The sequence below is a fragment of the Collinsella sp. LCP21S3_D3 genome (assembly GCF_052118305.1).
In the GTDB taxonomy this organism is placed as follows: Bacteria; Actinomycetota; Coriobacteriia; order Coriobacteriales; family Coriobacteriaceae; genus Collinsella.
Genome location: NZ_JBQKHK010000012.1, coordinates 24,293 through 37,643 on the forward strand (window position 1 = coordinate 24,293; position 13,351 = coordinate 37,643).

General features: G+C 59.5%; 11 protein-coding genes. 8 read left to right on the plus strand and 3 right to left on the minus strand.

Going from position 1 to position 13,351, the window contains the following annotated elements; genetic code table 11:
- Window positions 1-109 precede the first annotated feature (109 nt).
- From ACTQ1S_RS06690 to ACTQ1S_RS06700, 3 genes are all read left to right on the plus strand, one after another.
- Window positions 110-3,010, plus strand: coding sequence for an ATP-dependent helicase (locus tag ACTQ1S_RS06690; RefSeq protein WP_441547346.1), 2,901 nt, complete (start codon window positions 110-112; stop codon window positions 3,008-3,010).
- A gap of 367 nt (window positions 3,011-3,377) precedes the next feature.
- A complete protein-coding gene (locus ACTQ1S_RS06695; protein WP_441547347.1) occupies window positions 3,378-4,400 on the plus strand; it encodes a hypothetical protein in 1,023 nt (340 codons plus the stop codon).
- Window positions 4,388-5,155, plus strand: coding sequence for a hypothetical protein (locus ACTQ1S_RS06700; RefSeq protein ID WP_441083292.1), 768 nt, complete (start codon window positions 4,388-4,390; stop codon window positions 5,153-5,155). The genes ACTQ1S_RS06695 and ACTQ1S_RS06700 overlap by 13 nt, the downstream gene beginning before the upstream one ends.
- Window positions 5,156-5,361: 206 nt before the next feature.
- On the opposite strand, the gene ACTQ1S_RS06705 is transcribed toward ACTQ1S_RS06700, so the two are convergent.
- Window positions 5,362-6,294: a type I phosphomannose isomerase catalytic subunit gene (locus ACTQ1S_RS06705; RefSeq protein ID WP_441547348.1), complete on the minus strand. Its 933-nt coding sequence runs from the start codon at window positions 6,292-6,294 to the stop codon at window positions 5,362-5,364.
- A gap of 72 nt (window positions 6,295-6,366) precedes the next feature.
- The gene (locus ACTQ1S_RS06710; protein ID WP_441547349.1) at window positions 6,367-7,086 is read right to left on the minus strand and encodes a GntR family transcriptional regulator; all 720 of its coding nucleotides are present in this window, start codon (window positions 7,084-7,086) and stop codon (window positions 6,367-6,369) included.
- A gap of 339 nt (window positions 7,087-7,425) precedes the next feature.
- Here ACTQ1S_RS06710 and ACTQ1S_RS06715 point away from each other — a divergent pair, with 339 nt between their 5' ends.
- From ACTQ1S_RS06715 to nhaA, 3 genes are all read left to right on the plus strand, one after another.
- A complete protein-coding gene (locus ACTQ1S_RS06715) occupies window positions 7,426-8,379 on the plus strand; it encodes an ROK family protein (protein WP_427728539.1) in 954 nt (317 codons plus the stop codon).
- A 166-nt stretch (window positions 8,380-8,545) separates the two neighbouring features.
- Complete coding sequence (locus tag ACTQ1S_RS06720; RefSeq protein ID WP_154515040.1) at window positions 8,546-9,469, plus strand: manganese-dependent inorganic pyrophosphatase; 924 nt, start codon at window positions 8,546-8,548, stop codon at window positions 9,467-9,469.
- Window positions 9,470-9,732: 263 nt separating this feature from the next.
- On the plus strand, window positions 9,733-11,091 hold the full coding sequence (nhaA, locus tag ACTQ1S_RS06725) for a Na+/H+ antiporter NhaA (RefSeq protein ID WP_154515038.1): 1,359 nt from the start codon (window positions 9,733-9,735) through the stop codon (window positions 11,089-11,091).
- Between the two features lie 100 nt (window positions 11,092-11,191).
- Here nhaA and ACTQ1S_RS06730 read toward each other — a convergent pair whose 3' ends face one another.
- On the minus strand, window positions 11,192-11,446 hold the full coding sequence (locus ACTQ1S_RS06730) for a hypothetical protein (protein WP_441547350.1): 255 nt from the start codon (window positions 11,444-11,446) through the stop codon (window positions 11,192-11,194).
- A 158-nt stretch (window positions 11,447-11,604) separates the two neighbouring features.
- Between ACTQ1S_RS06730 and ACTQ1S_RS06735 the strand changes: the two genes are divergently transcribed.
- Both ACTQ1S_RS06735 and ACTQ1S_RS06740 read left to right on the plus strand, forming a co-directional pair.
- Window positions 11,605-12,909 carry an aminotransferase class I/II-fold pyridoxal phosphate-dependent enzyme gene (locus tag ACTQ1S_RS06735; RefSeq protein ID WP_427718927.1) on the plus strand — a complete coding sequence of 435 codons (1,305 nt, stop codon included), beginning with the start codon at window positions 11,605-11,607 and terminating at the stop codon, window positions 12,907-12,909.
- A 66-nt stretch (window positions 12,910-12,975) separates the two neighbouring features.
- Window positions 12,976-13,290 (plus strand): STAS domain-containing protein, encoded by a 315-nt coding sequence (locus ACTQ1S_RS06740; RefSeq protein ID WP_441547351.1) that lies wholly within the window; start codon window positions 12,976-12,978, stop codon window positions 13,288-13,290.
- Window positions 13,291-13,351: the final 61 nt, after the last annotated feature.

Genomic DNA, 13,351 nt, shown 5'->3' on the forward strand with positions numbered 1-13,351 from the left:
CGGAGTCGTGGTGTGATTTGCATCGGTGTCCCCGCGGCTCGGTATACTGGTACGGCTCAAACTATGGCGTCGCCCGCAGGCGCGCCGTCCGTCAGATGAGGAGTCGCCCATGACCCAGCCCTTGCCCTGGGAAAAGAACGCCGCGGTACCCGTGCCGCCCGCGCCGGAACCCGTGCCGCTCGATGCATACACCGCCCCCGCTGCGCCGGAGCCCGAGCTCGTTCCGCTCGACATCTACGACGCTCCCGCGCCGGCACCCAAGCCCGTCAAGCCGCTCGTCGACATCGACAGCCTTAATCCCGCCCAGCGCGAGGCCGTCCTGACCACCGAGGGCCCGTTGCTGGTCCTCGCCGGCGCAGGCTCGGGCAAGACCCGCGTCCTGACCTTCCGCATCGCGCATATGCTCGGCGACCTGGGTGTTAAGCCTTGGCAGGTTCTTGCCATCACGTTTACCAACAAAGCCGCGGCCGAGATGCGCGAGCGTCTGACGGCGCTCATTCCCAGCGGTACCCGCGGCATGTGGGTGTGCACCTTCCACGCCATGTGCGTGCGCATGCTGCGCGAGGACGCCGACCTGCTGGGTTACACCGGTCAGTTCACCATCTACGATGACGATGACTCAAAGCGCATGGTGCGTGACATTATGCAGGCGCTCGGCATCGAGCAAAAGCAGTTCCCCATCAACATGATTCGCAGCAAGATCAGTTCGGCCAAAAACGCCATGATCGGCCCCGAGGACATGCTCAAATCCGCCGATAGCCCCAACGACAAAAAGGCCGCGCAGGTCTACCTGGAGCTGGAGCGCCGCCTGCGCGCCGCCAACGCGATGGACTTCGACGATTTGCTCGTGCGCACACTCGAACTGCTGCGCACCCGCCCCGAGGTGCTCGACAAGTACCAGGAGCGCTTCCGCTACATTAGCGTCGACGAGTATCAGGACACCAACCACGTCCAGTACGAAATCGCCAACCTTCTGGCCGCCAAGTACCAAAACCTCATGGTTGTGGGCGACGATGACCAGTCCATTTACAGCTGGCGTGGCGCCGACATCACCAACATCTTGGACTTTGAGCAGGACTTTAAAAACTGCAAGACCGTTAAGCTCGAGCAGAACTACCGCTCTACGGGCCATATCCTAAACGCCGCCAACGCCGTGGTACGCCACAACTCGCAGCGCAAGGACAAGCGCCTGTTTACGGCCGAGGGCGATGGCGAGAAGATTCAGGCCTTCCAGGCGAGCGACGAGCGCGACGAGGGCCGCTGGATTGCCGGTGAGATCGAGAAACTGCATGCCAAAGGCACGAGCTACGACGACATCGCCGTGTTTTATCGCACCAACGCCCAGTCTCGTATTCTCGAAGATATGTTTCTGCGCGCGGGCGTGCCCTACAAGATCGTGGGCGGCACTCGATTCTTCGACCGTGCCGAGATTCGCGACGTCATGGCCTACCTCAAGATGATCGTGAACCCGGCCGACGAGATGAGCGTCAAACGCATCATCAACACACCGCGCCGCGGCATTGGCTCCACCTCAATCCAAAAGATCGAGCAGCTGGCACGCGACAACCGTTGCTCGTTCTTCCAGGCTTGCGAGATCGCGTGCGCCGAAACCGGCATGTTTAGCGCCAAGGTGCGCAACGGCCTGTCGAGCTTTGTCTCACTGGTGCGCGAGGGCCGCCGCATGGACGGCGAGCTCAAGGACGTTGTCGAGATGATCGTCGATAAGACGGGCCTGCTGCAGGCGTTTCGCGCCGAGGGCACCATGGAATCTGAGAGCCGCGCCGAGAACATCCAGGAATTTCTGGGCGTTGCGGCGGAATTTGAGGAGACGCACGAGGATATCGAGGGTACGCTCGAGAGCCTAGAAGAGCTGCGCGCAGCCGGTGTTGCCGACGTGCCTGCCGGCGCCGAGCCCGAGCCCGTCGTGGTGAGCGTGTCTGCGCCCGAACCGGGGCCATCTGTCCCGGCATCCTCGTTTGAGGCGCTCGTCGGCGCCCGTGACGCCGCGGGCTCCAATCCGCTCGATGGCTTGGCCGCTCCGGCGCTGTCTCCGCAGGATGCCCTGGCCGCCGCCATCGCAGGCAACGCGTATGCCGCGCCGACGGAGCTGCCGGCGGCTGCCGTGCATGCCGGCGAGATCGAGCGTACCTACGGTCCGCTCACCTGTAAGGCGCTGCCGGCACTCATGGAGTGGCTGGCCCTGCGCTCCGACTTGGATTCCCTGGCCGGCGAGACGCATGCCATTACCATGATGACCATCCACTCCGCCAAGGGCCTGGAGTTTCCGGCGGTGTTCGTGGCCGGCATGGAGGAGGGTATCTTTCCGCACGTGCACGACTTTGGCGGCAGCGATGATCCGGGCAAGCTCGAGGAGGAGCGTCGCCTGGCCTACGTCGCCATCACGCGTGCCCGCAAGCGCCTGTTCTTGACCTATGCGGCCACGCGTCGCACCTACGGTTCGACCTCCGCCAACCCGCGTTCGCGCTTTCTCAACGAGATTCCGTTTGAGGATATCGAGTTTAGCGGTATCGGTTCTGCCGGTTTTGAGGGCACGGGCTGGGAGAAACGCGGCGACCGTCGCGGCACCTTTGGCTCGGGCATGGGTTCGGATATGTATGGCGGCAAGGTGTTTGGTTCGCATACGCGCTCGACCGGAGGTTCCGGTTCGCGCGGCGGATCGAGCTTCGACGATTTCTTTGGCGGCAGCAGCTACGGGACCGAGCGCCATCGTGGGGTCTCGCCCGACGCCGGTCGCGTTGCCTCGACCTTTGGCTCGGGCGCACCGCGGGCCAAAAAGCCGTCGTCCAAGGTGTCCCCAACAGTGGAGCGCAAGGTCGATCGCGCCAGCGCGTCGCAGGACTTTGCCGCGGGCGATACCGTGAGTCATAAGACCTTTGGCACGGGTACCGTGATCTCGGTCGCTGGAGACATGATCGAGGTCCAATTCGAAAAGACCGGCCAGACCAAAAAGCTAATGAAAGGCTTCGCTCCGATTGTTAAGCTGTCGTAATCCCGGCGGACCTGTGCGGGCGTATGGGGAAACATCGCCTGCTCGGGCAGTCCTGCGCAAGACGGAGGCCACATTAAGTGGCCTCCTTTGCGTGCGGAACTCGCGATCGATGTTGCCCCATACGCCCGCCCAGGTCCTCGGGTAACGTTGCTGGACGAACCTCGCTCTGCTCGTTCGCTTTTTGATCTGGAGAGCCGGGTGGGCTGATAGATAGATACGAGTAGGGGCTCTTCCGTACATGGTCGGGAGAGCCCCTTATTACGTTTCGGATTGTTTCTTATGACTTTGGGGATTGAGCGTTTTATACGATTCAGTATAATTTTAGATAGATACTAAAATGTAACTGAAATGAAAATGGTGAGTGGACATGCTGCCAAATTGTCTCCCTAAAAGACTCTTCTCTTTAGAGCTCGCCATCGACCCGGAGCTAGTTGAGATACAGATTCCTCGCATGTATCTCGAGCGCTATTCGCTTCGCTTAGCACGGCTCGGCATGTCTGAGCAAGGCCGTTTTATTGTTGCGGAACCAAAAGAACCGCCCAGTGTCATTTCGGCGCGAAATCTCGCCAATGCAGTGCGCAAGATAGATGCTCGCCCGGTGGCAATTTGCTGGGACGCTATGGATTTAGGCTTTATGCACGCGCTTTCTTCGGAGGGGATCGCATATATCCGAGATGAGCGAAATGCGTTTTTGCCGTTTATCGGAGCCGTTATTTCCGGTGAGGTGCTGGGTGCTTCTCCCGCTGCTCCGCTTTCGCCCCAATCTCAACGAATCGTCCTAAATCTCATCGCGGGACGATGGGTTGACTGCTCCGCCGGCGACCTAGCGCGTCTGTGTGGCAAAAGCGCGGCAAGCGTCAGCGGCTATCTTTCGGAAATCGCCGCTATTGCTCCTGGGTTGATTATGCGGGACGGCAAAAAGCGTATATTGTGCGATGCCGGGTTGTCGACCGAGACGCTGCTGGATGGGTTTGAGGACTATCTTCGCACGCCAGTTTTAGAGCGAATCCGGCTCAAGAAGGTTATCGAGAGAACAGAGCTACGTGCCGTTGACGCGCTGCTTTCCGGTATGTCTGCCCTTAGCTATATGTCTGACCTTGCTCATGAAGGCTCTGCTCCAACCATTGCTCTCGAAAAGAATCAGCTAGAGGACCTAAAAGAGCACATGGGTGACAGATGGCTGGAGGCCCAGTGGTACGAACCGGCTGCTGTCGAGATTGAGGTCTGGTCGTATCCCGTGGACGAGCCGTCCGATGTTAGTTTTGACACGACAGGTTTGCAATGTGTCGACCCGTTCTCCTTATACGTTGCCTTCGCAAAAGAGGATTACAAAGATGACCGTCTGCTCGATGCGGTCGAACAGCTCAGGAGGACGATATGCCAAAAGTGAGGGGGATAGAGCGATTTGCCGACGCCATGAGCAGCTGCAAAGGTGGTTACGTCCTTATTGGTGGAGGGGCCTGCAGCGTTCTATTTGACAGCGAAGGTGATTCATTCAGGGCTACCGAAGATTTGGATGTCGTCGTAATTGTTGATGGGGAAGGCGTTGAATTTGCCACTGCGTTGTGGGCGTTTATCAAAGCAGCTGGATACGAGATTGGAAAGGTCGGCGATGGAAAGTGCACTTACTATCGGCTCTGCTTGCCCAAAGGATCAAAGCGGGCCCTAGACTATCCCGGTCAAATTGAGCTATTTGCCCGACATCCTGATTTTGTGCTCGAAGACGAAACGAGCGAAGTGGCACCTCTTTCCTTTGACGGGGCCGTATCAAGTCTCTCGGCAATTATCCTCGACGATGGCTACTACGAATTTATTCGCGACAACGCAACGAACGTAGAGGGCATTACGTTGCTCGATGCACTCCATATCATTCCCCTCAAGATGCGTGCGCACATTGATATCAACAGAAGTTATGAAGAGGGACGTCGTTGCAACAACATTGATCGGCGGAAGCACCGTTCGGATGTTGCTCGACTTGCTGACTTGTTGTCGCCTTCGGCGCGTTTGGAGCTAACGGGGCAAATGAGGGTTGATGCGGAGGATTTTCTTACGGACTTTGCTTCGTATGTAAATCGGCAGACCAACCGTAAGGAAAGAGTGCGGCTTCAGGACACGCTATCGTTTCTCGAAAAGGTCTACCTATAGGCACCTTGAGCCGTTATGTATAGCAGGGGCTCCTCCGTTGATGAACGGGGGAGCCCCTTGTTGCTTTTTGATTGTCGTTACTAGCCAGAGGCTCGCCGGGATGGGGCGCGGGGTTTGGTCGATCGCGAGTTCCGTGCGAGCAGGACTGTCCGAGCAGGCGACCAAACCCCGCGCCCCATCCCGGCGAGCGCTCGGGGACCGGTAACTTACAGGTGCGAGACGATCAGTTCCATCTGGCCTTCGAGGTCGATGGAGCTGACGGTGCTGGGTGCCAGCAGGTGACTTCCCTTGTGGACGGGGTCGCCGCAGACGGAGCCTTTGCCGTCGATGACTGACAGGCACATGAAGGGCCAGCGCTGCTCCAAGGTCTTGCTGCCGTCGACGCGCACGCGATCGACGGTGTAGCAGGAGTTAGACTCGAGCTCGGTTACGCCGTTCACCTCGGGTGCGGCCACCGTGCCGTCGGTCGGAGCCTGAGCATCAAAGTCGATGCAGTCGAGGCTCTGCTCAATGTGCAGCGGACGCAGTTTGCCGTCGGTGCCGGGACGGTCGTAGTCGTACAGGCGATATGTCACGTCGCTTGACTGCTGCGTCTCCAAAATGAGCGTACCGGTCTTGATGGCGTGCACGGTACCGGAATCAATCTGGAAAAAGTCGCCCTTGTGGATCGGCAGCACGTTGAGCATGTCGTCCCAACGGCCCCCCTCGATCATCTGTGCGGCCTCGGCGCGGTCATGCGCGCGCTGGCCGACGATGATCGTGGCGCCGGGCTCGCAGTCCAGCACATACCAGCACTCGGTTTTGCCCAGGCTGCCGTTCTCGTGCTTGGCAGCGTACTCGTCGTTGGGATGAATCTGGATCGAAAGGTCGTCCTTGGCGTCCAGAATCTTAATGAGCAGCGGGAACTCCTTGCCCTCGCACCTGCCAAAGAGCTCGCGGTGCTCGGCCCACAGCCACGACAGCGTGTGGCCGGCATACGGGCCCTCCGCAATCTGGCAGTCGCCGTTGGGGTGGGCCGAGATGGCCCAACACTCACCGATGGGTCCATCGGGAATGTCGTAACCAAATACGGTTTCGAGTTGACGGCCGCCCCAGATCTTCTCGTGGAAGATCGGCGTCAGTTTAATCAAATCGGACATATTCATACCCCATTGTGTTGCGCGGGCGTTGCACAAACAGCTCAAAACGAGCGCCCGCATGACTACAAAAACCTATGCCAACGTTACGTTGTGCAACTCAAAGCGGTCGCCAACGTTGCGCGAGACCGAATACTCAAAGGCCGCACCGCTGTCCAAAAAGCCAATCTGGTTGAGCTCGAGCAGGGGAGAGCCAGGTTTGGTGTCCAGGCGCTCGGCTTCTTCCTCGGTTGCTGCCACGGCGCGAATGGTACGGTGGAAGCTCGAGATCTTCAGCCCACATTGCTCGCGGACAAAGCGGTAGACCGATCCGTACAGGTCCTTCTTTTTCAGCCCCGGAATCAGCTCGAGGGGCATGTAGGTGTACTCGATAACGATGGGCTTCTCATCGGCCTGACGCACGCGCACGATGTGATAGGCAAAGTCATCCTCGGCAATTCCCAGCTGGGCTGCGATGTCCGCTGGTGGATTAACAATCGAGAAATCATAGACCACCGAGGTCACCTTCTCCCCGCGGTGCTCATACGAAAAGCCCTGGGCACGGTCGTTTTTGCCCTGGAAAAACGCTTGGCCGGGAAGTCCCGCCGTGTCCTTAACGTAGGTACCCGATCCACGACGGCTGGTAACAAGACCTTCCTCGGTGATTTGCTCGATAGCTCGTTTGACGGTGATTTTGGAAACGCTATAGAGCTCGCAGAACTCAACGACGGTGGGAAGCTTGTCGCCTGGTTTAAGAGCGCCATTCTCAATACTTCGACGAATATCTGCAGCTATCGCCTCGTATTTGGGAATCATGGAACCTCCTTTCCAACTTGATTGAGTATAAAAGAAAGTATACTCAACACCTAAGTATCCCTATTGAGTCATTGAAAAGTTCGATAGATATATTACTAAAAGTCGCTTTGCACTAAAATAAAAGCGCTCTAAATAAATATACATTCGAATAATGTCGTGTTGAGAAATCTAATCGGTCCGAGGACGGGGCCGAACCGATTTAGCACCCAGCGAACCGAATCCTGTATTCTGCATTTCCCCAGATAAAACCTACCAAAACAAACCTGTCCCTTTTTGGTAGGTTTTTGCCTTGGGAGCGGTACCATACAGACAATGTTTAAACGAGAAGGGCGGGCCCCTATGGAACCTAAGCAGTACTACATCGGCATCGACGTCGGCGGCACTTCGGTTAAGGAGGGCCTGTTCGACGGGGATGGCAACCTGCTTGCGAAGGTCAGCGTGCCCACGCCTCCCATCGTTGACGCTGCGGGCTTTGCCGCGGTGACCGAGGCTATCGACCAGGTGGTCGCCAAGGCACAGATTCCGCGCGCCTTTGTGGCGGGCATTGGCCTTGCTGTTCCGTGCCCCATTCCGGCAGCGGGCGATGCCAAGGTCAAGGCCAACATTGCCATTAACCTGCCCGAGTTGAAGATCGCCATTCAGGAGCACTGCCCCGATGCGGTCGTTAAGTACGAGAACGATGCCAACGCCGCTGCCATGGGCGAGGCTTGGCTCGGTTCTGCCAAGGACGTGCAGAATGTGGTGATGGTCACCATCGGTACCGGCGTGGGCGGCGGCGTTATCGTCAACGGCGATGTGGTGTCGGGTGTTGTGGGCGCCGGCGGCGAGATTGGCCATATGTGCCTGAATCCGGCTGAGGAGCGCACTTGCGGCTGCGGCGGCCATGGCCACCTGGAGCAGTATTCCAGCGCCACCGGCGTGGTGAGCAACTACCTTGCCGAGTGCAAGAAGGCGGGCGTCGAGCCCATCGAGCTCACCGGCCCTTCCGATTCCAAGGACGTGTTCCAAGCCTGCCGCGAGGGTGATAAGCTCGCGCTGGCCGCGGCCGATACCATGGCCGACTATCTCGGCCGCGCCCTGGCGCTTATTGCCAACGTGGTCGATCCCGAGATGTTCCTGATCGGCGGCGGCGCCTCCGCCTCGGCCGATGTCTACCTCGATAAGGTTCGCGAGTACTTCCAGCGCTACGCGCTTTCCGCCTCGCGCGAGACGCCCATTAAGGTTGCCTCGCTCGGAAACGACGCCGGCATCATCGGTTCTGCCTACGTAGCCCTGCGCGCTGCCGGTAAATAGCTGGTGCAAGGGGGCCAGGTTACTTTGCACCAACATGGTGCAAAAGGGACAGCCTTGGCCCCCATACCTGCCACAAAATATGCCGTGGCCCTTCCGTCCCCAAAGGCCAGCTGCCAGCGTGCTACCATAGCTACGTCTAAGTACACATACCAAGTGGAGGATACCCATGGCAAACGTTCTTGTCTTTGGTCACCAGAACCCCGATAACGACGCCATCATGAGCGCCGTCGTTCTGTCTCAGCTGCTCAACCAGGTTGAGTATGCCGGCAACACCTATGAGGTCTGCGCTCTTGGTCAGCTTCCGGCAGAGTCCGCCAAGCTGCTCGCAGACGCCGGCATTGCCGAGCCCCGCATGATTGAGTCCGTCGAGGCCGGCCAGCTTGTCGTTCTCACCGACCATAACGAGTCCGCCCAGTCCGTCGCCGGCCTTAAGGACGCCACGGTCTTTGGCGTCGTTGACCATCACCGCATCGGCGACTTTGAGACCGCCGGCCCGCTGCACTACATCTGCCTGCCCTGGGGTTCCAGCTGCACCATCGTCACTAAGCTCGCCGGCGTGCTCGGCGTTGAGCTTTCCGACGTTCAGGCCAAGCTGCTGCTCTCGGCCATGATGACCGACACGCTCATGCTCAAGAGCCCCACCACCACCGATGTCGACCGCGCCGTCGCCGCCAAGCTCGGCGAGCAGGTGGGTGTCGACCCGGTCAAGTTTGGCATGGAGGTCTTCCTCACCCGTCCGTCCGGCTCCTTCACCGCAGCCGAGATGGTCGGCAACGACATCAAGATGTTCGAGCCCGCCGGCAAGAAGCTGCTCATCGGCCAGTACGAGACCGTCGACAAGAGCCGTGCGCTCGGCATGATCGACGAGATCCGCGAGGCCATGCGCGCCTACGCCGCCGAGAAGGGTGCCGACGGTATCGTCCTGTGCATCACCGACATCATGGAGGAGGGCTCGCAGGTCCTGCTCGAGGGCGAGACCGAGGCCGCTCAGAAGGGCCTGGGCATTGCCGACGAGCACGACGGCGTCTGGATGCCGGGCGTCCTCTCCCGTAAGAAGCAGGTCGCTGCCCCCATCATGGCCGCCTGCTAGGTTTTGTAACCTGCTACGACCGGACCGCGGACGCCCCGCGCTCCGGTCGTTTTTTGTGCGCGGGACCGCGTCCCCTATTGGACAGGGGCGCCCGTACCGTTGGGCAAATAATGTTCAACCTGTGGTTCCGCTTTTCGGCCACGCCTGCGTGCTTGTCGTGCAGGGTAGGCTAGATGCAAGCGTAATACGTTGGAGCGCGGTGCCGCCACTTGGGCGGGCCGTGCTTTTTTAAGACGGGAGCTTTCCCGTGAAAGGAGCCGCCCATGGCAGCAACTGAGCAGCTGTTCAACGTTCGTGAGCGCAAGCGCTTTGAACGTCATGACATCTGGGAGCGCATCGCCGAGAACGGCACGATTTCCGCCGCCGTCATGGTCATCGCCGCCATCGCCGCCGTTATCTGCGCCAACACCGATGTCTACGAGGCTATCCATCACTTTTTGGAGACCCCGCTGTATGTGGGCCTGGGCAACCTTACGGCTGGCCTCACCGTCGAGCTTTTCGTCAACGACTTTCTCATGGCGATCTTCTTTTTGTTGGTGGGCATTGAGCTTAAGTACGAGATGACGGTCGGCGAGCTCAAGAATCCGCGTCAGGCCATGCTTCCCATGCTGGCAGCCGTGGGCGGCGTCGTCGTTCCCGCCTGCATCTACCTGATCTTTAACCATGCCGGCGCCCGCAACGGTTGGGCCATCCCCATGGCAACCGATATTGCCTTTGCGCTGGGCGTGCTGTCGCTTTTGGGCAATCGCGTGCCCAACGGCGTGCGCGTGTTCTTCTCGACGCTTGCCATCGCCGACGACCTCATCTCCATCGCCGCCATCGCCATTTTCTACGGCCAGAGCCCCAGTCCGTTTTGGCTGGGTGCCGCTGCAGTTGTGACCTGCGCACTTGTGTGGCTCAACAAGACTCAGCATTATCGCCTTGCCCCGTACTCGGTGCTTGGTCTGCTGCTGTGGTTTTGCATGTTTAAGAGCGGCGTGCACGCCACGCTTGCCGGTGTCATCCTGGCCTTCACCATCCCGGCCAAGTGCGGTGTTAAGCTCGATAGCCTTACCGATTGGCTAGGCGAGTACCTGCCGTTGCTCGACGACCGTTACGACGACGAGGCGCACATCCTGGGCCAGCACGACTTTACCCTTTCGACCACCAAGGTCGAGCGTGTCATGCACCGTGTGACCCCGCCGCTCATCCGCATGGAGCGCCTGATCTCCACGCCGGTCAACTTTGTGATCCTGCCGATCTTTGCGTTTGTCAACGCGCAGGTTCGCCTTGTGGGCGTGGACATGAGCGTGCTGCTTACCGACCCGGTGACCCTCGGCGTGTACTTTGGCATGCTGCTGGGTAAGCCGATCGGTATCTTTGGCGTGACGTTTGCCCTGGTCAAGCTTAAGGCTTGCGAGCTGCCTCATAACGTTAACTGGCATATGATCGCCGGCGTGGGCATTTTGGGTGGCATCGGCTTTACCATGTCGATCCTCATCAGCGGCCTCGCCTTCCCGACGGCCCAGTTCGAGGTTCTGGCCGCCAAGGCCGCCATTCTTGCCGGTTCTGTTACCGCGGCCGTGCTGGGCATGATCTACATGAGCGTGGTCTGCAAGCACCCTTCGCCCAAGGACGAGTAGGAGCGCGAAAACCGGGGCCGGACATGCCCCGGATGCCCTCGTGTGAAAAAATGCCGTTTGTGAGCACTGTCACAAACGGCATTTCATTTATTTGCCATTTTTATTCCACGGTGCCGTAGACGGCGCCCCAGCCGTGGGCGGCAAGGGCCGAGTTAAGCTGGTCGCAAAGCGATTGGCGGTCGTAGTGGCCGGGCGGCAAAAGATTCACGATTTCCATGAGATCGGGCGCCAGGTCCAAGATCTCCGCCTGAACGATTAGATCCAGGCGGTCAATGGCCTTACGGTCATAAAACAAGCCGTCGACCAGACGCTGCAGGTCTCCGAACTCCTCGGCTTGAAAAGAGCAGTATTCCATACTGCCTCCTTGGATGTGCCATGCGGCTATACGGGTCATACGGTGGATATCGTAATTCATTGCGATGGACTTAATCTATCACGGCTTCATACCGTTGCGGCGGTAGCGGTCTATACTTAGACAAACTGCAACGTCCCGCTTTGCGAAAGGTCGCACCCATGCAGACGATCTACCAGAAGATGGAAACCACCGAACTCGATGCCGCCATCGAGGCGCTCAAAGCCGAGGTTGCCGAGGTCAAGGCCAAGGGCCTGGCGCTCGACATGGCGCGCGGCAAGCCGTCGCCCTCCCAGGTGGACATCTCGCGCCCCATGCTCGATATCCTCAATGCCGACGCCGATCTGCACGACGGTAACGTCGACTGCTCCAACTACGGCTGCTTTGAGGGCATCCCCTCGGCACGCAAGCTGGCGGGGGAGTTCCTGGGTTGCCCCGCCGATCAGACGCTCGTACTGGGTTCGTCGAGCCTTTTGATCGAGCACGATATCGCCGGTATGTTCTGGCGCTGCGGCTCGTGCGGCAGCGAGCCTTGGGAGGCTTATGAGGCCGCGCACGACGGTAAGAAGGTCAAGTTCCTGTGCCCGGTTCCCGGCTACGACCGTCATTTTGGCATCACCGCCGACCTGGGTATCGAGAACGTCCCCGTCGCGATGACCGGCAGCGGCCCCGACATGGACGAGGTAGAGCGCCTGGTTGCCGCCGACGACTCCATCAAGGGCATCTGGTGCGTGCCCAAGTATTCCAACCCCACGGGCATCACCTTTAGCGAGGACACCGTGCGCCGCTTGGTCGAGATGCCCACGGCCGCGCCCGATTTTCGCATCTTTTGGGACAACGCCTACTGCGTGCACGACCTGTACGACGAGACCGACGAGCTCGCCAACATCTTCGATCTTGCCCGCGCGGCGGGTACCGAGGACCGCGTGGTGGCATTCGCCTCGACGTCCAAGATCACCTTCCCGGGCGCGGGCATCGGCTTTATCGGTGCGAGTCCCGCGGTCATCGCGGAGTTCTCCAAGCGCCTGAAGGCCGGTCTTATCAGCGCCGACAAGCTCAACCAGCTACGCCACGTGCGCTTCCTTCCCACCATCGAGGCGGTCAAGGAGCACATGAAAAAGCATGCCGAGTTCTTGCGTCCGCGCTTTGAGGCCGTCGAGCGCAAGCTCACTGAGGGCCTGGGCGATACGGGTTGCGCTACTTGGACGCATCCCCGCGGCGGCTACTTTGTGAGCTTTGATGGCCCCGAGGGCTCGGCCCAAAAGGTCGCCGCGCTTTGCGCCGACCTGGGTGTCAAGCTCACGCCGGCAGGTGCCACCTGGCCTTATGGCAAGGATCCGCGCGACACCAACATCCGCATCGCGCCGAGTTATCCCACGGTCGAGGACCTGGAGGCCGCGCTCGACGTGCTGGTGCTGGCCGTCAAGCTCGTCGCTGCCGAGCTTGCTCGTGCCGAGCGCGCCTAACGCGTAGGGCCCCGCAAATCCGCGTCCAGTACTATCCGCACTCTCGATACGCAAAGGAGCGTATACATGGATTTGGGTATTTCCACCAACCCCACGCCGGAGCTCTACACCATCAGGGTGACCGGTGAGATTGATATCTCTAACGCCGACAGCTTGCGTAACGCCATCGACTTGGCGCTCGAGCAGCCCACCGAGGCCGTTGAGCTCGACTTTGCCCAGGTGAGCTATATCGACTCGACAGGTATTGGCGTACTTGTGGGCGCCGCGCACCACGCAGCCGATCACGACAAGCGGTTTGGCTGCGTCAACGTGCAGCCCCCGGTGATGCGCGTGGTTCAGTTGCTGGGTGTCGACCAGGAGATTTCAATTACGACGGCATAAGCCCTGCCCCAAAAAGGGCGTGCCGTTTGGTATATGTTTGTGATGCGCTCGGATGTTTTGA